Source organism: Kitasatospora azatica KCTC 9699 (assembly GCF_000744785.1).
GTDB classification, from domain to species: Bacteria; Actinomycetota; Actinomycetes; order Streptomycetales; family Streptomycetaceae; genus Kitasatospora; species Kitasatospora azatica.
This window is the reverse complement of sequence record NZ_JQMO01000003.1, coordinates 5,513,618-5,537,028: the sequence shown is the minus strand read 5'-3', so window position 1 is coordinate 5,537,028 and position 23,411 is coordinate 5,513,618. Positions and strand designations below refer to the sequence as shown.

General features: G+C 73.8%; 21 protein-coding genes and 1 pseudogene. 19 read left to right on the top strand and 3 right to left on the bottom strand.

The genetic code is table 11. The features are described 5' to 3' along the window. Nucleotides 1–57: 57 nt before the first annotated feature. Nucleotides 58–1,356: a glycoside hydrolase family 15 protein gene (locus BR98_RS35090; RefSeq protein ID WP_198042341.1), complete on the bottom strand. Its 1,299-nt coding sequence runs from the start codon at nucleotides 1,354–1,356 to the stop codon at nucleotides 58–60. 933 nt (nucleotides 1,357–2,289) lie between these two features. Between BR98_RS35090 and BR98_RS35085 the strand changes: the two genes are divergently transcribed. The 3 genes from BR98_RS35085 to BR98_RS35075 all read left to right on the top strand — a co-directional run bounded on the left by BR98_RS35085 (nucleotide 2,290) and on the right by BR98_RS35075 (nucleotide 5,920). Continuing rightward, the gene (locus BR98_RS35085; RefSeq protein ID WP_035851435.1) at nucleotides 2,290–2,541 is read left to right on the top strand and encodes a Smr/MutS family protein; all 252 of its coding nucleotides are present in this window, start codon (nucleotides 2,290–2,292) and stop codon (nucleotides 2,539–2,541) included. A gap of 78 nt (nucleotides 2,542–2,619) precedes the next feature. Beyond that, a complete protein-coding gene (locus BR98_RS35080; RefSeq protein ID WP_198042340.1) occupies nucleotides 2,620–5,562 on the top strand; it encodes a type 2 lanthipeptide synthetase LanM family protein in 2,943 nt (980 codons plus the stop codon). A gap of 145 nt (nucleotides 5,563–5,707) precedes the next feature. Beyond that, the gene (locus tag BR98_RS35075) at nucleotides 5,708–5,920 is read left to right on the top strand and encodes a hypothetical protein (protein WP_035851434.1); all 213 of its coding nucleotides are present in this window, start codon (nucleotides 5,708–5,710) and stop codon (nucleotides 5,918–5,920) included. A 20-nt stretch (nucleotides 5,921–5,940) separates the two neighbouring features. Here the strand turns inward: BR98_RS35075 and BR98_RS42205 are convergent, their stop codons facing one another. After that, nucleotides 5,941–6,069 carry a hypothetical protein gene (locus BR98_RS42205; RefSeq protein ID WP_267886139.1) on the bottom strand — a complete coding sequence of 43 codons (129 nt, stop codon included), beginning with the start codon at nucleotides 6,067–6,069 and terminating at the stop codon, nucleotides 5,941–5,943. Between BR98_RS42205 and BR98_RS35070 the strand changes: the two genes are divergently transcribed. From BR98_RS35070 to BR98_RS35050, 12 genes and pseudogenes are all read left to right on the top strand, one after another. Next, entirely contained in the window at nucleotides 6,019–8,883 is a 2,865-nt protein-coding gene (locus tag BR98_RS35070) for an ATP-binding protein (RefSeq protein WP_232247965.1), read from the top strand. The genes BR98_RS42205 and BR98_RS35070 overlap by 51 nt on opposite strands. Nucleotides 8,884–9,074: 191 nt before the next feature. Next, entirely contained in the window at nucleotides 9,075–11,846 is a 2,772-nt protein-coding gene (gene lanL / locus BR98_RS35065) for a class IV lanthionine synthetase LanL (protein ID WP_051970922.1), read from the top strand. Then, nucleotides 11,843–13,735 carry an alpha/beta hydrolase family protein gene (locus BR98_RS35060; RefSeq protein ID WP_157538096.1) on the top strand — a complete coding sequence of 631 codons (1,893 nt, stop codon included), beginning with the start codon at nucleotides 11,843–11,845 and terminating at the stop codon, nucleotides 13,733–13,735. The genes lanL and BR98_RS35060 overlap by 4 nt, the downstream gene beginning before the upstream one ends. 5 nt (nucleotides 13,736–13,740) lie before the next feature. Continuing rightward, nucleotides 13,741–13,881, top strand: a complete 141-nt coding sequence (locus BR98_RS39955) for an ALQxL family class IV lanthipeptide (protein ID WP_157538094.1) — start codon at nucleotides 13,741–13,743, stop codon at nucleotides 13,879–13,881. Between the two features lie 31 nt (nucleotides 13,882–13,912). Continuing rightward, complete coding sequence (locus tag BR98_RS40685) at nucleotides 13,913–14,044, top strand: ALQxL family class IV lanthipeptide (RefSeq protein ID WP_198042338.1); 132 nt, start codon at nucleotides 13,913–13,915, stop codon at nucleotides 14,042–14,044. Nucleotides 14,045–14,082: 38 nt separating this feature from the next. Then, entirely contained in the window at nucleotides 14,083–14,226 is a 144-nt protein-coding gene (locus BR98_RS39950; protein WP_157538093.1) for an ALQxL family class IV lanthipeptide, read from the top strand. Between the two features lie 46 nt (nucleotides 14,227–14,272). Beyond that, nucleotides 14,273–14,413: an ALQxL family class IV lanthipeptide gene (locus tag BR98_RS39945; protein WP_157538091.1), complete on the top strand. Its 141-nt coding sequence runs from the start codon at nucleotides 14,273–14,275 to the stop codon at nucleotides 14,411–14,413. A 9-nt stretch (nucleotides 14,414–14,422) separates the two neighbouring features. Next, nucleotides 14,423–14,572, top strand: coding sequence for an ALQxL family class IV lanthipeptide (locus BR98_RS39940; protein WP_157538089.1), 150 nt, complete (start codon nucleotides 14,423–14,425; stop codon nucleotides 14,570–14,572). 60 nt (nucleotides 14,573–14,632) lie between these two features. Continuing rightward, nucleotides 14,633–14,770, top strand: coding sequence for an ALQxL family class IV lanthipeptide (locus BR98_RS39935; protein WP_157538087.1), 138 nt, complete (start codon nucleotides 14,633–14,635; stop codon nucleotides 14,768–14,770). Nucleotides 14,771–14,793: 23 nt separating this feature from the next. Further along, on the top strand, nucleotides 14,794–14,928 hold the full coding sequence (locus tag BR98_RS40680) for an ALQxL family class IV lanthipeptide (protein WP_198042337.1): 135 nt from the start codon (nucleotides 14,794–14,796) through the stop codon (nucleotides 14,926–14,928). A gap of 105 nt (nucleotides 14,929–15,033) precedes the next feature. Then, complete coding sequence (locus BR98_RS35055) at nucleotides 15,034–16,785, top strand: ABC transporter ATP-binding protein (protein WP_051970920.1); 1,752 nt, start codon at nucleotides 15,034–15,036, stop codon at nucleotides 16,783–16,785. After that, nucleotides 16,767–18,368, top strand: a pseudogene (locus tag BR98_RS35050) (ATP-binding cassette domain-containing protein); the annotation flags it as partial. The gene BR98_RS35055 and the pseudogene BR98_RS35050, both read left to right, overlap by 19 nt. Nucleotides 18,369–18,635: 267 nt before the next feature. Here the strand turns inward: BR98_RS35050 and BR98_RS41845 are convergent. Continuing rightward, the gene (locus BR98_RS41845) at nucleotides 18,636–19,172 is read right to left on the bottom strand and encodes an NUDIX hydrolase family protein (RefSeq protein WP_083977376.1); all 537 of its coding nucleotides are present in this window, start codon (nucleotides 19,170–19,172) and stop codon (nucleotides 18,636–18,638) included. 126 nt (nucleotides 19,173–19,298) lie between these two features. Between BR98_RS41845 and BR98_RS35045 the strand changes: the two genes are divergently transcribed. The 4 genes from BR98_RS35045 to BR98_RS35030 all read left to right on the top strand — a co-directional run bounded on the left by BR98_RS35045 (nucleotide 19,299) and on the right by BR98_RS35030 (nucleotide 23,309). Next, nucleotides 19,299–21,152 carry an ABC transporter ATP-binding protein gene (locus BR98_RS35045; protein ID WP_083977374.1) on the top strand — a complete coding sequence of 618 codons (1,854 nt, stop codon included), beginning with the start codon at nucleotides 19,299–19,301 and terminating at the stop codon, nucleotides 21,150–21,152. An 88-nt stretch (nucleotides 21,153–21,240) separates the two neighbouring features. Beyond that, entirely contained in the window at nucleotides 21,241–21,651 is a 411-nt protein-coding gene (locus BR98_RS35040; RefSeq protein WP_035854944.1) for a VOC family protein, read from the top strand. Nucleotides 21,652–21,726: 75 nt separating this feature from the next. Next, nucleotides 21,727–22,191 carry a helix-turn-helix transcriptional regulator gene (locus BR98_RS35035; RefSeq protein ID WP_051970915.1) on the top strand — a complete coding sequence of 155 codons (465 nt, stop codon included), beginning with the start codon at nucleotides 21,727–21,729 and terminating at the stop codon, nucleotides 22,189–22,191. A gap of 176 nt (nucleotides 22,192–22,367) precedes the next feature. Continuing rightward, nucleotides 22,368–23,309 carry an alpha/beta hydrolase gene (locus tag BR98_RS35030; RefSeq protein WP_232247852.1) on the top strand — a complete coding sequence of 314 codons (942 nt, stop codon included), beginning with the start codon at nucleotides 22,368–22,370 and terminating at the stop codon, nucleotides 23,307–23,309. Nucleotides 23,310–23,411 lie beyond the last annotated feature (102 nt).

Genomic DNA, 23,411 nt, shown 5'->3' with positions numbered 1-23,411 from the left:
CCCGGGCGCAGCCGGGACCGGAGCGGTGGTCGGGATTCGGGTCGGTCGGCCCCGGGGTCACTCGGCCTCGGCCCGGGCTCGCATGGCGGACAGGTAGGCGGCGAAGCTCCACGTCAGGTTGTGCACACTGCGCTCGAAGCCGGTGGCGCCGTCGAACTGCTCGGAGAGCTCCAGGTTGTCGCTGTGGTAGATGACGGCCCGCACCATGGCGTCACCGGTCGCCACCAGGGCGGTGGCGGCTGCCGCCGGGGCCGTCGACGCGTCGATGCCGGACTGGGCGAAGAAGGGTGCGGACAGGTCGTCCAGGGGCACCTTGCCGCTCGCCGTGATCTCGGCGGCCAGCTTGTAGTGCAGCTCGGCGACGTTGCAGGTGGACAGGGCCCAGGGGTGACCGCCGAGCACCGGGTGCGAGGTGTCACCGTCGTAGACGTCGCCCGGGTAGCGGCCGAACAGCGGCCCGATACCGAACGCCTCCCGGTCCGCCTTGTTGACCGGGTAGAAGGCGATGCCGCCTTCCTCCCACTGCGACCGCAGCTGGGCCGCCGTGGCCAGCAGCTTGGTGTCGGTGATCGGAACGGCGCCGTAGACGGCCGACTGGACGATGTCGATGTTCGGGTCGTAACCGCTGACGACCGGGTTCTGCGGCGACGGCTGGGCCCCGTTGCCGGGGTCGGCCATCATGCTCACGTACTTGCTTCCGTCCCAGTGGCTCGCGAGGGCCTGGCGCAGCCAGTCGATGGCGGGCCGCAGCTCGACCGGCTTGTCGATCCCGACGACGGTCGAGGCCTGGATCTCCTCGAAGCAGCGCAGCTGGGCGGCCCGGGCGAAGAAGCTGAACCCGTTGTGCTCCTCCCACAGGTTCGTGGTGGCGTCCTCGTAGACGCCGAGCAGGTACGCCACGTTCGCGTTCACCAGGTCGACCGCCCGCTTCTGGGTGTCGAGGTCGAGCTGGTCGTAGGCGGCCAGGATGGTGATCGACTGCAGGGCCGGACCGTCGTTCTGCTCGGTCCACGGGCGGGCGTCGCCGGCGATGTTGAAGCAGGCGTGACCCTTGGTCAGCGGCGGCTGGGCGTTGGAGTGGCAGAGGTCGGCGAACTGGACGTAGTCGTTGAGCGTCTGCACCGTCCCGCCCGGGCGGGTGGGCATGCCCGCCTTGGCCACCTCCATGGCCGTGATCGCCCCGTCGCGCACCCAGTTGAAGACGTAGTCCTCGTCGATGCCGGGGGTGTCGGCGGGGAAGGACGGGGCGGCGATGATGCAGCCCGGCTTCGAGTCCCGGGAAATGTCGCCCGGCGACTGCGGATCGCTGAAGACGAAGCCGTCACTCGCGATGTTCCGGAACATGAACGTGTACATGATTGGCACCAGCGACGGCAGGTCGACCGCTCCCGGGGCAATGCTTTTCTGGACGTCCGTCCGAGCTCGGGAAGTGCCGGTGGGCCGATTCGTGCGGGCGGGCAGGTCGGGCGAGGTGGTGGACTCGGTCATGGCTGAACCCCGTCATCTTTCGAGCGGATTTATCGGATCCGATGGGCGCCCCGGTCGCGCGGATCGAAACGCCTGGAAACTGAGTGCGTCCCAGCGGTGCGCGGGAACCACCGAGACCGCCGAGCGGGCCGCGAACGCATTCCGGTCGACCCGGTCGAGCCGGTCGACCAGGGGCGCGACCTGCCCGTCGCCCGCGCGCCGGCGGCCGTACGGGCGCTGGGGACCCGGCGGGGAGAGTGGCGCACGACAACGCCGGCGCGCCTTCGACGGCACGCTGAATCGAGTGCCCGAGTCGACGTCTTTCCCGGAATCGCGCCAATAAGGAATGCATCCCCACCCCCTGCCCCCTATTTTCTCAGGAAGCGCGCTGCAGATGCTTTCCGGCAGTGAGTCCCGCGGCGGCTTTTCGCTGATCGACATCAGGCTGTCTCGAAGCGCCATGAGACGAGGCCGTTCCAAGCGATGATCACGCCACCTGGCAACACCCTTGCTTCCCGCGACGAAAGCTACAGCCAGCTCGTCAACTGCCGCAAGGGGAAAATGGAATGTTGCGCATGTTGCGCACGAGGTCAGAGTAATCGGGTGCAGCTCAGCGTTGCACAATTGTGCGGTGAATCCTGATGGTGCCCATGAGTATCTTCCCCGCGCCATTTTCATTGGAATCATTCCATTGGATGGGGGCAACTGGTGAGGCTGCTCAGGCAGCTGGCGGTCGCCGCGTGGCCGTCACCGATCCGGGGACCGACTCGCAGAACGGCATGGCTGTCGGTCCGGGCCGGTTAGGGTGCGGCGGTGATTCCGATGCGTAGCCTCGACCTGCACCCGATCTTCCGGAACAACCGTGACATCGAGCTGGCGATGCGGCAGTTCCTCTTCGCTGCAGCCCAGTCGGGTGACCCGGTCGCCGAGATCATTCCCGGGAAGGGCTCAGGGCAGCTGATGCGGCGGGTGCTGGCGTTCCTGGACCAGAAGCACATCCGCAAGCTGTACCTGCGGCGCGAGTTGGACCCGAAGAATCCCGGTCGGGTGCTGGTGCACTTCCGGGAGGGGTGAGGCCGGCAGGGCGGGACCCTCCGGGTGCGCAGCACCGCTCTTGTGCGAGCCGGTCGGCGGGTGGCAAGCTCGGCCGCTGTGATCAATACGCAGGGGCGGTCAGGGGCCGCGCCGGCTGCGGACGGCTGGTGGCTGCGGGCGCTGCCGGAGGGTGAGCGGCCCGCTCGGGGGAAGCCGGACTGGGCGGCTTTCGTGGACGCGGTGCTGGTCGGGCCGCTGTCGGCGCCGCGACTGCCGGCCGGTGAACTCCCGGGAACCACCGGGTTCGTGGCAGTACTGACACCGTTCGCGGAGCAGGCCGCCGAGCAACTGTCGGTTCAACTCGGCGAGGGGCCGGTCGACCTGGTCGCGGTTCGGGCCGCCTTCGTCCAGCGGCTCGCCCGGGATCTGGCGCGGCGCTCGGCCCGTACGCTCGTGCTGGAACTCAAGGTGGCGAGGGTCGGCGGCCAACTGGCCGGTGACACACCGGCCGAGCGGTTCCGCAGTTTCGTGGACCTGATGTCCCGCCAAGAAGGCCTGGCCGCGCTGCTGGCCGAGTACCCGGTGCTCGCTCGCCTGCTCGGTCAGACCTGTCTGTACGCGGTCTCCGCGCTGGCCGAGATGCTCGGCCGGTTCGCGCTCGACCGGGCGGAGATCGTCGCGACCCTGCTGGGCGGAGTGGATCCCGGGGCGCTGCTCGCGGTGGAGAGCGGGGCCGGCGACGGGCATCAGCGGGGACGCAGTGTCGCGATCCTGCGCTTCGCCGACGGGCGGCGGGCGGTGTACAAGCCGAGGCCGCTCGGGACGCACCGGCACTTCAACGAGACCGTCGACTGGTTCAACGAGCAGCCCGGCACTCCGGGACTGCCGGTGCTGGCCCTGCTGGACCGGGGCGAGTACGGCTGGGTCGAACATGTCGCCCACCGGCCGTGCACGACAGCACGTCAGCTCGACGGCTTCTACCGTCGACAGGGCGCCCTGCTGGCCTTGCTGTACGCCCTGGACGGCACGGACCTGCACTACGAGAACCTGATCGCCTGCGGCGACGAACCGGTGCTGATCGATGTCGAGACGCTGTTCCACCCGCCGCTCGCGGTTCGCGGCATGGAGGATCCGGCGGCGCTCGCGCTCGGCTCGTCGGTGTACCGGACCGGGCTGCTCCCGCATCTGCTCCTCGGGGACCGGACGGCGATGGACGCCTCCGGGCTCGGTGGCGACCCGGGCACGCCGCTGCCGATGGACGGGGTGGACTGGGCGGATCCGGGCACCGACCGGATGCGGCTGGTACGCCGGCCGCAGACCTTCGCCGGTGCCGCCAACCGCCCCGGCCTCGCCGGGACCCGGGCCGAACCCGCGGCGCACACCGAGGCCCTGCTCACCGGCTTCCGCGCGGGCTACCGGGCCGTCGTCGCCGGCCGGCGTGAACTGCTCGGCCGGCGGGGGCTGCTGAGCCGCTTCGCGGACGCCGACGTCCGCGTGGTGGTACGCCCCACCCAGATCTACACGACGCTGCTGGCCGAGGCGACCCATCCCGACGTGCTGCGGGACGCGGCCGAGCGGGAGGCGCTGTTCGACCTGCTGGGCACGGACGAGTCCGCCGGGCCGGGCCACCCCGGTGTCCTCGGCCACGAGATCGCGCAGTTGTGGGACGGCGACGTCCCGCTGTTCACCACCCGGCCGGGTGCGGTGGACCTGTGGAGCGGGACCGGGGCCCGGATCGCCGGCGCCCTGGAACGGACCGGTCTCGACCGGGTGGCCGAGCGGATCACGGGGATGGGCGAGGCGGACCTCGCGGCGCAGGAGTGGATCGTTCGGGCCGCGATGAGGGCGCGGTCGACCGAGCCGCCCCACGGGCCGGCCGGCCGGCGGGCGGCCGCGCAGACCGTGCCCGCCGCGTCGGCCTCCTCGATCGACCCGGGCCGGCTGCTCGGCGCAGCCCGCGGCATCGGTGACCGGCTGGTCGAACTGGCTCACCGGAGTCCCGTACGGACGAACTGGCTCGGTCTCCAACTCATCGCCGACCGCTACTGGCAACTGCGGCCGTGCGGCGCCGACCTGGGCGGCGGCTATCCGGGAGTGGCCCTGTTCCTCGCCCAACTGGCCGCGCTCACCGGGGAGGAGCGCTACGCGGAGGTGGCCCGCCGCGCGCTGCGGCCGCTGCCCGCCCTGCTGGAGCGGCTCGCGGCCAGGCCGCAGGACCTCGCGGCCGTGGGGCCCGGCGGCTTCGCCGGGCTGGGCGGCATCGCCTACGCGGTCACCGTGGTGGCCGCCGCGCTGGACGACCCGCAGCTCGCCGCCCTGACCGCCCCGGCGACCACCCTGACCGTGCTGGCCGCCGAAGCCGAGACGGCGCCAGGGATCGTCGACGGCCTGGCCGGTGGCCTCGCGGCGCTGCTCGCCGTCCACCAGGCCACCGGTTCGCTCGATGCCTGGCGCGGTGCACAGGTCTGCGCGGCCCGTCTCGCCGCCTGCCCGCTGCCGCCGGAGGCGGGCTTCGCCTCGGGCGCGGCCGGGGTGGGTTGGGCACTGCTCGGCTTCGCGGCGGCCGGCGGGGGCGCCCGCTACGAGCAGGCCGGACTGGCGGCGCTGAGAGCGGCCGCCGACCGGGCCTCCGGTGAGTCCTGGTGCCGAGGGCTGCCGGGCGTCGCGCTGGCGGTGGCCGACCGGGCGGTGGCGGCGGCCGATCCGCGATTGGCGGACCTACCGGCACGGGCGGTGCGTGCGGCCGAGGCCCGGCCCGGGCCGTCGCCGGACCACAGCCTGTGCCACGGCGAGCTCGGAGCCCTCGAACTGCTCGGCCGCCGCGGCGACCCGGTCTCGCAGGCGGCCCGGGAGCGGCGCGCGCTCCTGCTGCTGGCCGCGCTGGAGCAGCACGGGCCGGGGTGCGGGACCCCTGGCGGCCTGGCTGTCCCCGGACTGCTGACCGGGCTGGCGGGCATCGGCCACGGACTGCTGCGGCTGGGGTTCGCCGACCGGACCGCAGCGGTGCTGCTGCTCTGGGCACCGGGGTCTGACCGTGTGTCAGCGGTGCCGAAGGCGTGATGCCCGGGTGTCACCCGACCTGGTCATGGGTGCACCCCCCGCGTGTAAACTCAGGTGAATCAAAAAAGGTATACATTCATATAAGTTGATGTGGATTCCCTGAGGACGACGCAGTCCTGACGCTCTAGGAGAGGAAAGACCACGCATGGAGACCCTCGACGTGAACCGCTCGTGGGAGCAGCCGACCAGGCAGGGAGAGGAGCCGGACGTTCACCCGGCCGGCGAGATCAGGCTGTGGACCGCAGGCGCTCTCGGGCGACGGGCGAACCTGCTCTCCTCGGACGGGGCCGTGGCGCTGTCGCTCGACCCGTTCGAGACCATGACCATGACCTCCGGGAACTGCGACGGGCACAGCTGAGAGCGCGGCCCGCAGAGGCCCTACCGGATCATGATCGGCTCGATTAGCCTGCGATCATGCATACCTCGTCGCCTGTCATTGTCGGCCGACAGAGTGAAATCGCGCTGGTCGAAGGCCTGCTGACGAGCCTTCGGGAAGGCGTCGGCCACGCGGTGTTCCTCTCCGGAGAGGCCGGGATCGGCAAGTCCCGGCTGGCCGACGAGTGCGCCCGGCAGGCCGTCGCCCTGGGCCTGCCACTGCTGCGCGGCCGGGGCAGCCCGAGTGGCGCCGGTACACCCTTCCGCCCGCTCGTCGAGGCGCTGAGCTCCCGCTTCCGCAAGGCGGGCCCGCCGGACGACCAGGAGCTCGTGCCGTACCGGCCCGCGCTGGCCCGGGTGGTCCCCGAGTGGCGGACGGCCGCCGGCCCGGACTACCCGGAGAGCGTGATCGAGCTGGCCGAGGCGCTGCTGCGGCTGCTCGCCGTCCTCGGCCGGGACGCCGGGTGCGTGCTGGTGCTGGAGGACCTGCACGACGCGGACTCCGAGATGGTCGCCGTGCTGGAGTACCTGGTGGACAACGTCGCCGACCTGCCGGTGCTGCTGATCGCGACCTTGCGGCCGGAGGCCGGAGCCGCGTTCGACCTGCTCCAGGCCACCGAGCGGCGCAGGGCGGCGTCCGTCCTCGCACTGGGACCGCTCGACACTCCGGACATCCGGGCACTGGCCGCCGGCTGCCTGGGCGTGCCGGCCGCCGAGGTGCCGGGCGAGGTGGTCGACCGGCTGGCCGAGGTCGGCGGCGGAAACCCGTACCTGGTGGAGGAGTTGCTGGCCGACATGGTCGGCACCGGCTCGCTGCGCCAGGACCGGGCGCGCTGGCGGGTGGCGGGGGATCTCGCCGCCACCGTCCCGACCAGCGTGGTGCACGCCTACGGCCGCCGCGCCGGGCTACTCGCCCCCCGGGCGCGGGAACTCGTCGTGCTCGCGGCACTGCTGGGCCCGCAGTTCTCGGTCGGCACCGTCCAGCTCATCACCGGACACGACGACCGGAGCCTGTTCGCCACGCTGCGGACGCTGGTGGAGGCTGAACTCGTCGTCCCGGACGGCATCGTGGCGGATCGTTACGCGTTTCGTCACGCGCTGATCGGCGAAGCCCTGCTGGCCGGCATCCCGCTCGCGGAGCGGGCCGCCGCCGCCAGACGGGCCGCCATCGCCTTGCAGCAGGCCGGACCGGAGCCCGCCGACGGCCGGTGGCACCTCGCGGCGCGGCTGCTGGAGACCGCCGGGGACGAGGCCGCCGCCGCCCGGCTGTACGCCGAAGCTGGACGGCAGGCGCTGGCCGACGCCACCTCAGGACTGGCCGTCCGGCTGCTCGAACGCGGGCACCGGCTCGCCGCCCAGGCCGATCGCGCCGACCTCACCGAGGCCCTGGTGTACGCCCGGGCCGAGGCCGGCCAGCTGGACGGCGCGCTGGAACTGCTCGGCACCCTCCCGACCGCCGGCGTCGCCGGGCTGAGTGCCGACCGCAGGATCGCCCTGCACACCCGCCTGGCCTGGGCCACCCTGCTCGCCGAGCGTGCCGAGGAGTGCGGCGAGCAGCTGGCGGCGGCGTGGACGCTCATGGGCGATGGCGGCGCGCCTGCCCAGACCGCCGCCCTCGCACTGGTCCAGGGGGGCCTGGCTCTGCTGCCAGGCCATGAAGCGGACCTGGCGGACGCCGAGCGGCAGGCCCGGGAGGCGGCCGAGGTCGCCCAGCGGGCCGAACTCCCGGTGCTGGCCTGCCAGGCCTGGCAGCTGCTCGCGACGCTCGCGCGGGAACGCGGCTTCGACGAGGCCGACGACTGCCTGGCCCGGATGCTCGCGGTCGCCGAGACCCACGCGCTGCCCGGCTGGCGGTTCGAGGCGCTGATCCGGCTCGGCGCCAACTCCTTCCTGCGCACCGGCGACTCCCGCACCCTCGAGGAGGCGCTGGCGGCGGCGCACGAGCTGGGATCGATCACGCTGACCCAGCGGACCGAGGGGTTGCTCGCCATGCACGCGGTGCTCACCGGCGATCCGCACCGGGCCCGGGAGATCATCGACCGCTGCCTCGACGCCACCGCACGGATGCGCAATCTCGCCACCCACCGCTACTTGCTGCTGACCGCGGCCACCCTGGCGGCCCACCGCGGTCGCCGGCGCGACATGGAGGACGAGCTGCTGGCCTTCGACCAGGCGGGCGGCGGCCGGTCGTTCCTGGTGCCGGTGATGCTCGGCCTGGGCCGCGCCGTCTGCGCCCTGTTGGAGGAGGACCGGGCCCTGGCCGAGGCCGAGTTGGCCGCCGCCGCGGACTGGGAACGCGACCATCCGAACATCTTCTACCTGGCCGGACGGTACGGTCTGCGCCCGCTGCTCGACGTCCTCGCGGGACGTGCGGGCCGGGCGGAGTACGCGGTCGCGGCGGCCGCGCCGGCGGCCGAACTCGCCTGGAACCGGCAGTTCCTGCTGGCGGCCGAGGCGGTCCTGCTGGGGCGGGAGGGCAACGCGGACGAGGCCACCCGGGCGGTGCAGGCCGTGCGTTCGGCCGCGTCGGTCTTCCCGACGGGCAGTCACCTCGCCCTTCGGCTGGTCGCGGAGGCGGCCCTGACCGACGGCTGGGGCGATCCCGTGAGTTGGCTGCGCACGGCCGAGGACTACTTCCACGGCCTCGACGTGCCCGCCGTGGCGGCCGCCTGCCGGGCTCTGCTGCGCCGTACCGGCGCGACCGTCGCGCAGCGCCGCAGCGGACGGGACCTGATACCCGCCGGCCTGCGCGCCGTCGGCGTGACGACGCGTGAGTACGAGGTCTTCGCGCTGATCGTCGAGCGGCTCGGCAACCAGGACATCGCCCGTCGGCTCTCCATCTCGCCGCGCACGGTGGAGAAGCACATGGCGAGCCTGCTCCGCAAGACCGGCCGGGCCGACCGGGCGGGGCTGCAACAGCTGTCCGTCGAGGTCGCCGAGGGCTGACCGGGCAGCCGAGCGGGGCGCGGAGCTGGGCGGGAAGCTGGGCGCGCGTCCGGAGGATCGGTGGGGTGCGCGGGCGTGAATGTGCGTGCGCCGTACCGATGTCCGGCCGGCGCGGCGACGGAAGTATCTGCGGTGCGGGCGGGGCCACCGAGGCTCCGCGAATCCCAGGCACCGGAGGTACGGCGTTGGCAGTGCAGGAACAGCAGGGGAAGCTCGCGTTCCCGCTGCGCAGCGTGGTCCGCGCGGTGCTCGCCGAACTCGGCGAGGACGGCTGGTCCGTGCAGGAGTCGGGGGTCTGGTGCCGGGTCGAGCCGCCGGTGGTCGAACGGCGGGTCCAGGGGTGGAAGCTGCACGTCTCCGCCACCCGGCTGAGCGCGCCCGAGGTGTTGACCCGCGCGGCCGAGGTGCTGATCCGCGGCGGCTGCGCCTTCAAGTGCGCGCGGGACCTGGCGCTGACCGAGGAGATGACCTCGCACCGCTACGACCGGGCGCAGTGCGGCAAGTTCATCACCGCCTACCCGCGCGACGACGACCACTTCAGGGAGCTCGCAGCGGCGCTCGACGCCGCGACCGCCGGCCTGCCGGGCCCTGCGGTGCTCTCCGACCGGCCCTACCGACCGGGCAGCCTGGTGCACTTCCGGTACGGCGCGTTCTACGGGGTCCCGACCCTCACCGCCGACGGGGTCCACGAGGTCCGCCTCCAGGCCCCCGACGGGACCGCCGTGCCGGACCCGCGCAAGCCGTGGTTCTCGCCGCCGGCCTGGGCGGTGCCGCCGATCGAGGCCAAACCCGCGCCGGCCCCCGCCAAGCCGGCGGCCGACGGCACGCCGACCGAGCCGAAGCCGGTGCTGATCAACGATCGTTACGTGGTGCGCGAGGCCATCACCTTCTCCGCCCGCGGCGGCGTCTACCGGGCGCTCGACCAGCGGACCGGCGCCGATGTGGTGGTCAAGCAGGCCCGGGCGCACGTCGGAGTGGGCCTGCCCGCCGGGGACGCCCGCGACGCGCTGCGCCAGGAGGCGCGGACCCTTGCCCGACTCTCCGGACTGGCCGCCGAACTGGTGGAGTTCTTCGAGGCGGACGGGCACGCCTTCCTGGTCGAGTCACTGGTCGAGGGCCAGCCCCTGACCAGGTACGTCCAGGAGCGGCTCGCCGCGGACGGCGAGGCCTTCGACCCCGGGGAGGTGCTCCGGCTGGCCCGCGACCTCACCGCGCTGGTGACCGAGATCCACCACCGGGGCCTGGTCTACCAGGACTTCACCCCCAACAACGTGATCGTGACCCCCGACGACCGGCTGGTGCTGATCGACCCCGAGCACGCCGCCCCCGTCGGCGACTGGGCCGTGCACGCCTACACGCCCGGCTTCGGCGCGCCGGAGCAGGTGCTCAGCCGGCGCTACGCCCGGGTCGACGACGCCGCGGTGGACCTGTTCGCCCTGGGTGCCGTCTTCTGCTACCTCGCCACCGGGCTGACGCCGGCGTACCTCGAGGACGAACCGAAGACCCGCACGCCCCGGGAGCGGACCGCGCACCTGCTCGACCGCGCGGCGGACCACTACCCCGCGGTGGCCCTGCTGGCACCCGCGATCCTGGGCCTGATGGCGCAGGACCCGGCCGACCGGTGGCCGCTCGCCAAGGTCGCCCACTACCTCGCCACGACGCAGGAACTCGCCACGGCACAGGACCCCGCCGCCCGCACCTTTGAGCCGGCGCTCCCCGCCTGGCCGGCGCCGGACGAGCCGCTGCGCCGCCGGATGCTGGACGACGGCCTCGCCCACCTGGTGGCCACCATGGACCCCGACGCGGACGAACGCCTGTGGGAGAGCTCCGCCTTCGCCGCGACCGCCGACACCCTGGCCGTCCAGCACGGGGCGGCGGGCGTGCTCGCCCTACTGACCCGCGCCGACGCGGCGCTGGACCGCCCCGAGTTGCGGGTGGCCGTCGAGCGGGCCGCCCGGTGGACCGACGACCGGCTGACCAGGGTCCAGCACCGGCTTCCCGGACTGTACTTCGGGCGTTCCGGCACCGCCTGGGCGCTGCACGACGCGGCCCGCCACCTCGGTGACGCCGAACTCGCCGCCCGTGCCGAGGACTTCGTCCTCTCGCTGCCGGTGCGCTGGCCCAACCCCGATGTCTGCCACGGCGCCGCCGGAGCGGGCTTCGCCCAGCTCCACCTGTGGCGCGCCACCGGCCGGGAGGAGTTCCTGGCCCGGGTGGCCGACTGCGCGGACGGCCTGCTGGACTGCGCCGAGCGCACCGACGGCTCGGTCTACTGGCAGGTGGCGCCCGACCTGGACTCCAACCTGGCCGGAATCCGTCAACTCGGCTTCGGCCACGGCGTGGCGGGCGTGGGCGCGTTCCTGCTCGCCGCCTGGCAGGCGACCGGCCGGCAGCCGTACCTGGACCTCGCGGTCGAGGCCGGCCGGACCCTCGCCGCCGAAGCGGAGTACGGCCCCTGGGGTGCGCGCTGGCGCAGCGACCGCGACGGCGGGCCCGGCAAGGGCATGCTCTACCACTGGTGCAACGGCTCCTCCGGGGTGGGCACCTTCCTGCTCCGGCTCTGGCAGGCGACCGGCGAGGACGCGTTCCTGCGGCCGACCGAGCAGGCCGCGGTGGCGGTCCACCGGATGCGCTGGCTGGCCCCCTCGGCGGCCTGCCACGGGCTGGCCGGGAACGGACAGTTCCTGCTCGACCTGGACGAGGCGCTGGGCGGCCCGTACCGGCAGTGGACCCTCGATCTCGTCGACGTCATGCACGTCCGGCACGCGCTGCGGGACGGCCGGATCGTCCTGCCGGACGAGAGCGGGCGCAGCGTCCGGGCCGACTACCAGACCGGCCTCGCCGGGCCGTTGGACCTGCTGCTGCGCCTCGACCATGGCGGGCCGCGCCTGTGGATGACCGACGCCCCCGCCGTGCAGGTCCCGGCCGCTGCGGCGCCCGCGCTGCTGGGCGCCGCCCGGTGACCGCAGCACCCGTACCGGCCACCCTGCGCAGCGGCTTCGAGTTCTCCGCCGACGGCGGGTACGCCGCGTCGCTGGCCGCCGACGGCAGCGGCCAGCGGTACGTCGAGCAGTGGCGGCTGCTGCCCACCGGGGCCCGCCTGCTGCGCCGCCACGCGTTCCGGGGCGAACCCGGCTTCGCCGCAGTGCTGCCCCTGGCGGACGGCCGGGTGCTGGCCTCCTGGCACTCGGGCGCCGGCCAGCACCTGGACCTGCACGACGAGGGCGCGAGCATCCCGCTGGCGACCTGGACCGGGCCGGGACTCACGCTGCTCCCCGCCCCGGCGGACCTCGGACTGCTGGCGCTGGCCGTCAGCCGGGGCACCGACGGCAGCTCCACGCTGCACGGCCTGCGGGCGGACGACACCCGGTGGCTGACGCTGCATCAGGTGCCCGGTCTGCTGCAGGCCGGCCGACTGGTCGGCGACCGGCTGGTCTTCACCCTGCTGACCGACGGCCGCCCGAGCGCCGTCGGGTTCGACCTGCGGGCCGGCGCCGCGGCGGTCGGGCCGCCGGTGCCGCTGACCGACCGGGCGGCCCAGGTGCTGGCCGTCGGTGGTGGCCAGGTCCTGCTGGCCGTACCGGAGGAGGGCGGCCACCGGCTCGCCCTGACCCCGGCCGTCGGTGGCGAACTGCGGTTGCTGGACCGGGAGTCGGCGCTGCACCGGACCGGTGCTCCGCTGCACCCGGTGGCGGTGGACCCGTCCGGCACCCAGGTCCTGCACATGGAGACCCGCGGCGCCCGCTCCGGCCTGCTCCGGCACGGGTGGGAGAGCGACGAGGTGCAGCGGATCGAGGTCCCCGACGGGGAGTTGACCGCCCGCTGCGCCTGGACCGCGGCGGGCGCCTGGCTGCCGCTGTCCACCCCGGACGGCCCGCAGTCGCTCGCCCAGCTGCCGCGCCGCGGCACCGCCCTGCGCCGGTCGCGGGTCGTGGCAGGCGCGGCGGGCGTGGCAGGCGCGGCGGGCGTGGCAGGCGCGGCGGGCGCGGTAGGTGCGGCGGGCGCGGTAGGTGCGGCGGGCGCGGTAGGTGCGGCGGGCGCTCCGCACCGGGCCCGGGTGGAGACCTTCCCGGGCGCGGCCGGCCCGGTGGAGGCCGTGGTGTACGGGCCCGACTGGCGGACCAACCGGCGGCTGCTCGTCGCCCTGCACGGCGGCCCGAACAGCCACTGGACCCTGCGCTACGAGCCCTTCCTGCGCTCCTGCGTCGAGGTCGGGTTCACCGTGGTGGCCCCCAACCAGCGCGGCAGCACCGGCTACGGCGCCGCCCACACGCTCGCCCTGGTCGACGCCTGGGGCGTGGTCGACCGGGCCGACCTGCTCGCCGTCGCCGACCACCTGCGCCAGGGTCGCGGCCCCGGCGCCGAAGCCCCGGCGCTGTACGGAGCCAGCTACGGCGCCTACCTCGCGCTGCTGACCGCGATGACGGACCCGGACCCTTGGTCTGCCTGCGTGGCCTACGCGCCCTTCCTGTCCGGGCCCCGCCTGCACGCCGACGCGCGGCCCCCGGTGCGGGACATGGTGGTCCGGCTCGGCGGCCTGCGCCCGGCGCACGACGCCATCGGCCCGCGCGATCTGGAGCGCCTGGCGCCCGGCCTGCGCACCCGCACGCTCGTCCTGCACGGCGTGCACGACGAATCCGTACCCGTCGCCCACTCCCGCGCCCTCGCCCGGCGCCTGGCGGGCGACCCACCGACCAGCGGGGACTTCCGCTACGAGGAGCTCGCCGAGCGCGGCCACGCCGCACCCGGCACGGCCGAGACGGACCCGGTCGCCGCGCGCGTCCTGGCGTTCCTGACGGCCCCTCGCCCGGCCCCCGCTCCCACCCGCCCACCCGTCCTGGAAAGGAGGTGATCCCCATGGAGCTCGACCTCGACGCCCTGCAGCAGCTGCCCGGCCCCGAGGCGCAGGCCGCCGGCGACACCCGGCAGCCCGCCGAGCAGAACGCCTGCACCGAGAGCTGCCAGTACACCAACTGGCCCACCACCGCCTGGTGGTAACCACCAGCCCGAGCGCGAAGGAGGGCGAGCCGTGGAGCTCGACCTGGACGCCCTGCAGCAACTGCCCGACCCCGAGGCCCAGGCCCACGGTCTGCAGCCCCTCGAGAACAGCACCGGCAAGTGCGATGTGACCTGCTGCCACACCTGCATCGAAACGCAGTAGCGGTACCACCACTGCGACCACAGAAGGAGGTGATCCCCATGGAACTCGACCTCGACGCCCTGCAGCTGCTGCCGGAGACGCAGGCCCAGGCCACCGCCGGCGGCGGCCTGAACCCCGACTGCACCAACACCTGCGACTACACGTGCTGCGTCACCTGCGTCATGAGCATCTGGAACATGTAGCCACCCACCCGGCCGACCAGCCACCCGACCACACAAGGAGACACCCATGAACCTCGAACTCGACCTGGACGCCCTGCAGCAGCTGCCGACGACCGAGGCCCAGGCCACCGGCGGCGGCGACCGTACCCCCGACTGCGGCTACACCTGCGCCAACTCCTGCACCATCACCGGCCCCGCCACCCTCTGAGGCCGCGTCATGGAACTCGACCTGGACACCCTGCAGCAGCTGCCGACGACCGAGGCCCAGGCCTACGCCGGCGGCGGCCTGGACCCCGACTGCAAGTTCACCTGCGGCAGCAGCTGCGAGTACACGTGCTTGCACACCGGCTGCGACCAGACGACCTGACGCCGCGCACCTGCCGCTGCCCGAGCGGCTCCCACCCTCCGAGGACGGAAGGAGAGAACCGTGGAACTGAACCTGGACGCCCTGCAGCAGTTGCCCGCACCCGAGGCCCAGGCCTACGCCGGCGGCGGCCTGGACCCCGACTGCACCTATACCTGCGGCGACAGCTGCGCAGCCACCTGCGACTACACCAAGAAGTGACCAACCCCAACAAGGAGATCCCGATGGAAATCGACCTGGACGCCCTGCAGCAGCTGCCCGAGGCCGAGGGCCTGGCCAACGGCGGCGACTACCTGGACGGCAGCTGCACGATCTCGTGCCCGCAGTCCTGCCCGGTCACCTGCTGGGTCACCAACTAGCAGTCACTCGCCCACATATGAGGGCTGCCTGAACCGTCCGGGTTCCCGGGGAGCACTTCCCCGAGAACCCGGACCGCCATCCACCACTCAGAGGAGCCAACGGAGTTGGAGAACGCCACGAGCCGGCGGGTGCTGCTCGCCACCGCCGGCCGGATCCGCGGCCGGCTGCTTCCGGCCACGGCCGTCACCCTCGTCCTCGTCGGCGTCAGCGTTGCCGTCCCCGGCCGGCTGGCGTCGGCCGTCGACGCGCTGCTGCGCGGCTCCCGCGACCTGTCGCCGGCCGCCGCACTCGCCGTGCTGCTGGTGCTGGCCGCGCTGTGCGACGCGGCGCTGGGCCCGCTGGGCGCCTCGGCCGCCGGCGGCGGCACGGCCTGGCTGCGCACCACCGTCTCCCGGCACGTGCTGTCGCTGGGCCCGCGGCCCCCGGTGCCCGCCGGGGAGGTGGTGACGCAGCTCGTCCAGGCCGCTCCGCAGGCCGCCGGCCTGCCGATGGCCGTGGTCCAACTGGCGGTCTCGTTGGCCGGATCCGCGGTGGCCTTCGTGGCCCTGTGGCTGGTCGACCTGGACTCCGGGCTCGCGATGACGATCGGGATGCTCCTCTCCGTGCTGCTCGCCCGCACCTTCGTCAGTAACGTCGCCGAGGTGCAGGGCCGCTACTTCGCCGCGCAGGGCCGGATCGCCGGGCGGCTGATCGCCGCGCTGGCCGGCGCCCGGACCATCCGCGCCTCCGGGACGCTGTCGGCGGAGACCGAGCGGGTGCTGGAGCCACTGGGCGAGGTGTCGGCGGCCGGGCACGCGATCTGGGGCTTCCAACGGGGAACCGTCTGGCGGCTGAACCTGGTGTCCGCGCTCACCCAGCTGGCCGTGCTCGCGGTGGCCGGCCTGGGGGTGAGCGCGGGCCGGATCAGCCCCGGCGAGCTGCTCGCCGTGGTCGCCTACCAGCGGATCGCGGCGGGCGCGGTGCAGCAGATCGACTCCTTCCTCGCGCTCGCCCAGGCCCGCGCCGGAGCCGGTCGGATCGCACAGACACTGGCCCTGCCCGCCCCGGCCGACGGCCACGACGCCCTCGCGCCCGGCCCCGGCGTGCTGCGGCTGCGCGCGGTCACCGTCCGCCGGGAGGACCGGATCGTCCTGGACCGGGTCGACCTGGACATCGCGGCCGGCACCGCCGTGGCCCTGGTCGGGCGGACCGGCGCCGGCAAGAGCGTGCTGGCCGGCCTGCCCGGGCGGCTCACCGAACCGGACTCCGGCGAGGTGCTGATCGACGGCGTTCCGGTGGGCTCGGTTGCCCTGGCCGAGCTGCGGCAGAGCGTCGTGTACGCCTTCGAACGGCCCACCCTGGTCGGCGGGACGGTGCACGAGGCGATCGCCTACGGCCGCCCGGAGTTGTCCCGGGCCGACGTCGAGCACGCGGCCCGGGCCGCGTCCGCCGACGCCTTCGTCCGCCGGCTGCCCGCCGGCTACGACACACCGCTCGGCGACGCCCCGATGTCGGGCGGCGAGCGGCAACGCCTGGGCCTGGCCCGCGCGCTGGCCCGCACCCGCGCCGGCCGGGTGTACGTGCTGGACGACGCCACCTCCGGTCTGGACACCGTCACCGAGGCCGAAGTCAGCCGGGCGGTCACCGAGTTGCTCTCCGGCCGGACCCGGCTGGTGGTGACCCACCGGGCCGCCACCGCCGCCCGCTGCGACCGGGTCGCCTGGCTCGAGGACGGCCGGGTCCGCGCGCTGGCGCCGCACGCGCACCTGTGGCGCGACCCCGAGTACCGGGCGGTGTTCTCGGCACCGGACCCCGACCAGACCACCGCGGCCGACCACCTGGCCGTCGAGGAGGACACATGCCGTACCGGAGCCTGACCGACCGTCGGAGCGGTCGCGGCGCGAGTGACCACGTCGAGAACGGCCGCGTCGAGAACGGCCATGTCGAGAACGGCCATGTCGAGAACGGCCGCGGCGCCGGGGGCCGCGGGATGCGGCTGCTCCGGGACGGGCTGCGCGGCAGCCGCCGGCCGTTCCTGCTGCTGGGCGCCTGGTCCGTGGTGGAGGCGCTGCCCGTGCTGGCCTCCGGCCGGGTGACCGCGGCCGCGCTGGACCGCGGCTTCCTGGCCGGCCGACCCGGCGCCGGCCTGGCCTGGCTGGGGCTGCTCGCGGTGCTGTACCTGGGCAGCGCGGTCTCCGAACGGGCGATGTTCGCCCTGCTGCCGCGGATCGTGGAGCCGCTGCGGGACAGCCTGGTCCGCCGGGTGGTCCGCGCGACCCTGCGCCAGGCGGCCTTTGGCGGCCGGGCCGGGGACGCCTCCGGGGTGTCCCGACTGAGCTCGCAGACCGACACCGTGCGCGGCCTGGTCGGCGCCCTGCTGCGCACCGCCCGCCCGCTGGCGGTACGGCTGGCGGCGGTCGTGCTGGGCCTGGGCACGCTCAGCCCGGCACTCGCGGCCGTCGTGCTGCCGCCGCTGCTGCTCGCGCTGGCCGGGTTCGCGCTGTCGATGCGGGCCCTGACCGGGCGCCGCCGCGAGTCCGTGCTCGCCGAGGAGGGCCTCGCCGCCCAGGCCGGCGCGGTGCTGACCGCAGCTCGGGACATCGGCGCGCTGGGTGCCGAGCCGACCGCGGTCGCCTCGGTCGAGCGGGCCGCCGACCGTTCGCGCGGGACCCTCGTCGCGGTCGCCCGGGCCGCCGCGGTCCGGGTGCCGATCGTGCTCGTCGGCGGCTATGTCCCGCTGTTCATCCTGCTCGTCGCCGGCCCGCGGCTGGTCGGGCACGGCTCGGTCGGTCCGGGGGCGCTGGTGGGGGCGGCGACCTACCTGGCCGGCTACCTGGTGCCCGCGCTCCAGCAACTGGCCGGCACCGTCAGCGGCTACGGCACCCAGCTGAAGGTGATCCTGGACCGCCTGGCCGAGGCGACCGCCGAACCCGACTCCCCGTCCGGCCAGGTCGGGTGGGTACCGGCCGGCTACGCCCTGGAGGCCGACCGCCTCGGCTTCGCCTACGGCCCGGCAGCCGCCCCGGTGCTGGACGACCTCAGTCTGAGCATCCCCGAGGGCGACCACCTCGCCGTCGTCGGCGCCAGCGGCATCGGCAAGTCCACCCTGGCCGGTCTGCTCGCGGGGATCGAGACGCCCGGCTCCGGCACGGTCCGGGTCGGCGGCCGGACGGCCTGCGAGCTGGCGGAACCGCTGCGCCGTGACCTGATCGCCCTGCTGCCGCAGGAGGCCTACGTCTTCCCGGGTACGGTCCGCGAGAACCTCGCCTACCTCGCGCCCGACCTCCCCCGGGCGGACCTGGAACGGGCGGTCGCGGCGGTCGGACTGACGGCCGCCGTCAGCCGCTGGGGCGGCTACCACGCACAGCTCGCCGACCCGAGCGCCGAGCTCTCCAGCGGCGAGCGCCAACTCGTCGCCCTCGCCCGGGTGTTCGCCTCACCGGCGCGGATCGTCATCCTCGACGAGGCGACCTGCCACCTCGACCAGGCCGCCGAGGCTCGGGTGGAGGCCGCGTTCGCCGCCCGGCCGGGCACCCTGATCGTGATCGCCCACCGGATCCCGTCCGCCACCCGGGCCCGCCGCGTGCTCGTCCTCGACGGCGACCATGTGGCCCTCGGAAGCCACCAGGAGCTGCTGTCCGACCGCCGTTACGCCGACCTCGTCGGCAACTGGTCGCCGGCCCCTCAGCGCTCGACGGATCACAGCCTCAGTGAAGCTGGCGGACCGTCAGCCGAGGCGCCCGATGTGCGCGAGAGCCCGCTTGAGCAACACCCCCTGCCCGCCGGGCATCTCGTTCTGCACCATCGCGGAGGCGGCCTCCTCGGGGGTGAACCAGACCAGGTCGAGGGCGTCCTGGCGCGGGCGGCAGTCGCCGGCCACGGGGATGACGTAGGCGAGGGAGACCGCGTGCTGGCGGGGGTCGTGGAACTCGGTGATGCCCAGGGTCGGGAAGTACTCGGCGACGGTGAACGGCTGCAGTGAGGCCGGGATGCGGGGCAGCGCCACCGGGCCGAGGTCCTTCTCCAGGTTGCGCAGCAGCGCGTCGCGGATCCGTTCGTGGTGCAGCACCCGACCGGAGACCAGGGTCCGGCTCACCGTGCCGTCCGGCCCGATCCGCAGCAGGAGCCCGACCTGGGTGACCTCCCCCGCGACGTCGACGCGAACCGGTACCGCTTCGACGTACAGGATCGGCATTCGTGCCCGTGTCGTCTCCAGCTCCTCGGGAGCGAGCCAGCCAGGTGTGGTTTCGGTGGTGTCGGCCATGGCCTGAGGGTATGTCCTCCAGCGCCCCAACACCCAGGTAAAACGCTTGGACTCCTCAGCCGCCCACGCGGGACACTACGGTCCTTGGCCTCCTCGCACACCGCCACACGGGAATTCGGGGTTGGGATGGGATCGTCTGAATCGCGCCAGGGCTCGCCCGGTCGGGCCTCGGTACTCCTCGCACTTCGTTACTACGGACGGGAGTTGGCCCGATCGCCGAGACTGGCCCTGCCGGCCATGCTGCTACCGGCGCTGGGCAACATCGGGATCGCCTACATCGCGCCGCTGGTGGTCGCCAAGCTGGTCGGTCGCATCGCCGGCGATGGGAGCACCCCCGGCCGAAGGCTGGGGGAAGGTCTCGGCCTCGGCACCATGCTGCCCTACGTGCTGGCCTTCGGCGGCGTCCTGCTGGTCGCCGAGACGCTCTGGCGCATCGGCCTGCACTGCATGAACCGCCTTGAGGCACGCGGCATCGAGCACCTGTACGTGATCGGGATGGACGAGCTGTTCGCCAAGGACTCCGCGTTCTTCCACGACAACTTCGCCGGTTCGCTGACCAAGCGGGTGCTGAGCTTCGCCTCGCGCTTCGAGGAGTTCGTGGACACGCTGACCTTCTCGGTGGTGGCCAGCTTCGTGCCGCTGCTGTTCGGCTCGGTGGTGCTGTGGCAGTACCAACCGCTGCTCGTCGTCGGGCTGCTGGCGATGATCACGCTGACGGCGGTGTGCGTGACGCCCCTCATCCGGCGCCGCCAGCGGCTGGTCGACCAGCGCGAGGAGGCGTTCGCCCGGGTCTCGGGCCATGTCGCCGACAGCCTGATGAACATGGACACCGTCCGGGCGTTCGCCGCCGAGGACCGCGAGGCCGCCGAACACCGCTCCCGCGTCGCGAAGTCGCGCAGCCTGGCGCTGCGTTCCTGGGACTACAGCAATCTGCGGATCGACACGCTGGTCGCCCCGATGTCCGTGCTGACGAACGCGCTGGGCCTGCTGCTCGCGGTCACCCTCGGCGGGGGCAGGCACGGCGTGGAGGCGGTGATGGTCGCCTTCACGTACTACAGCAGCGCGACGCGGATCATGTTCGAGTTCAACCAGATCTACCGCCGGTTGGAGAGCTCGATGACCGAGGCGGCGCAGTTCACCGAGCTGCTGCTGACGCCGCCGACCGTGCTCGACCCGCCCTCGCCGGAACCGCTGCGGCGCCAGGCCGCCGACGTCCGCTTCGAGCAGGTGACCTTCGCCTACGCGGGCGCCGAGCCGATCTTCCAGGGCCTCGACCTGGCCGTGCCCAGCGGGGCGAAGATCGGCCTGGTCGGCCGGTCCGGCGGGGGCAAGACCACCCTCACCCGGCTGCTGCTGCGGATGACCGACATCGACGCCGGGCGGATCCTGATCGGGGGTCAGGACATCAGCAGGCTGCGCCAGGCCGACCTGCGCGGCCAGATCGCCTACGTGCCGCAGGACCCGGCGATGTTCCACCGCACGCTGCGCGAGAACATCGCGTTCGCCCGGCCGGACGCCACCGAGGCCGAGATCCGCCGGGCCGCCGAGGCGGCGCACGTCACCGAGTTCGCCGAGGCGCTGCCGGAGGGCTTCGAGACCATGGTGGGCGAGCGCGGCGTCAAGCTCTCCGGCGGACAGCGCCAGCGGGTCGCGCTCGCCCGGGCGATCCTGCGCGACGCGCCCATCCTGCTGCTGGACGAGGCGACCAGCGCCCTGGACTCCGAGAGCGAGATCCTGGTCCAGCAGGCCCTGTGGCGACTCATGGAGGGGCGCACGGCCTTGGTCGTCGCCCACCGGCTGAGCACCGTCGCCAAGATGGACCGGCTCGTCGTCGTCGACCGCGGCCGGATCCTCGAACAGGGCACCCACCAGGAGCTGCTCACCGCGGACGGCGCCTACGCCAAACTGTGGCAACACCAGTCCGGCGGCTTCCTCGACGACACCCCCGCCGGGGCGTCGGTCAGCGGGGCGGCACCGTGATCCCGAGCATCCGCCCGCCGGAACAGCCAGCCGGACCGATCAGGATTCGAGAAGCGCGGGTCACCTGACCGCGACTAGCGTGGCGCCCATGGACATCACCATTCACACCACCTCCCTCCCGCACGACGACCCGGACGCCGCGGTGGCCTTCTACCGCGACACGCTGGGCTTCGAGGTCCGCAGCGACGTCGGGCAGGGCAAGATGCGCTGGATCACGGTCGGCCCCGCCGACCAGCCCGGCACGTCCATCCTGCTGGCGCCGCCGGCCGCCGACCCGGGCATCACCGAGGACGAGCGCCGCACCATCGTCGAGATGATGGCCAAGGGCACCTACGGCTGGATCCTGCTGGCCACCAAGGACCTCGACGCCACCTTCGAGCGGCTGCAGGCCGGCGACGCCGAGGTCGTCCAGGAGCCGACCGAGCAGCCGTACGGGGTTCGCGACTGCGCCTTCCGCGATCCGGCGGGCAACCTGATCCGAATCCAAGAGCTCCGCTGAGCCGTTCGGTCCTCGATGCGGCCCCGGCAGCACCCCCGCCCCCGCCGCTCCCCCACAGACGAAAGGACTTCTCTCGTGTGCCATCCCGCATGGGGGCGCGCCCTCACGGCGGCGCAGCGCCTGAAGGACCTCGCACGACTGCGCCGTGTCCGTGACCGGATCGACCGGGAGTACGCGCAGCCGCTGAACGTCGAGGTGCTCGCCCGAGGCGTGAACATGTCGGCCGGGCACCTCAGCCGTCAGTTCCGGCTGGCCTACGACGAGTCGCCGTACGCCTATCTGATGACGCGTCGCATCGAGCGCGCGATGGCGCTGCTGCGTCGGGGCGACCTCACCGTCACCGAGGTCTGCTTCGCGGTCGGCTGCTCCTCGCTGGGCACCTTCAGCACTCGCTTCGCCGAGCTGGTCGGCATGCCGCCCAGCACCTACCAGCGCCGGGCGGCGGGCGGGGCGGCGGGGCTGCCGTCATGCGTGGCGAAGCAGGTGAGCAGGCCGGTCAGGAATCGGGAGGCGCCGCTGAGGGAGCCTCAACCGGCCTGATGGGCCGGGGCCTCCATCGCGCGATCAGGCTGGCAAGCTGTCCTGGTCGGGGTGCCGCCGGGCATTCCATGGCCGAGGGGGGTCCTGTGGTGGGCGTCGATGGAATGCCGGTGGAGCACGGCCCTGCCTCACCGGCTCGGCCGGCGCCTCCCTTCGACCGGGAGCTGCGTGCCGCGTTGGCAGCCCTGGGAGCGGAGGCGAGCGAGCCGGTCACCCCGGAGAACCTCGCGGCCAGGCAGCAGCGGGATGCCACGGCCCGGCCCAGGCCGACGGTTCGGGAGCTGCGGGCCGACGGCCGGTTCGAGGTCGCGGAACTGCTCGCACCGGGACCCCGCCACGGGAGCAACGCGACCGAGGTCAGGCTCGTCAGCGCACGGCCTGCCGGACTCGCCGGTCCCCTGCCGCTCCTGTACTACCTGCACGGCGGCGGAATGATCATGGGCAATGCCTGGTCCGTACTCCCGAAGGTGCTCCGCGACTGGGCGCTCCCGCTCCAACTCGCGGTCATCTCCGTGGAGTACCGGCTGGCCCCGCAGACGCGGTACCCGGGCCCCGTGGAGGACTGCTACGCCGGACTCGTCTGGGCGGCCGAGCACGCGGCCGAACTGGGCCTCGACCCGGACCGGGTGATCATCGGGGGGAAGAGCGCCGGCGCCGGACTGGCTGCGGCGCTCGCCCTGCTGACCCGCGACCGGGGCGGGCCGACCCCGATCGGTCAACTGCTCCTGAGCCCGATGCTCGACGACCGCAACAGCACCTTCTCCAGCCACCAGCTGGCCGGCCGCGACACCTGGGACCGAACCTCCAACGCGACCGCGTGGCAGGCGCTGCTGGGCGACAGGTACGGCGCCGCCGACCTGTCGCCCTACGCGGCCCCGGCGCGCGCCACCGATCTGTCCGGGCTGCCCCCGGCCTACGTCGAGGTCGGCTCGGCCGAGACCTTCAGGGACGAGGCGGTGGCCTACGCCAATGGGATCTGGCAGGCCGGCGGCCAGGCCGAACTGCACGTGTGGCCCGGCGCGTTCCACGGCTTCGACACCCTCGCACCGCGGGCGGTCCTCAGCCGGGATGCCCGCGACGCCCGTTCCCGCTGGCTCCGGCGGATCGTCGGGCACTGAGAGAGAGCCAGGGCCGCTCCTGTGGATCCTGCCGGGCGCGCGACGCCGGGTGGTCGCGGCGGTCGGCTCGGCGTGGGGTGAGCCGTTCGGCGGCCGGGGCCG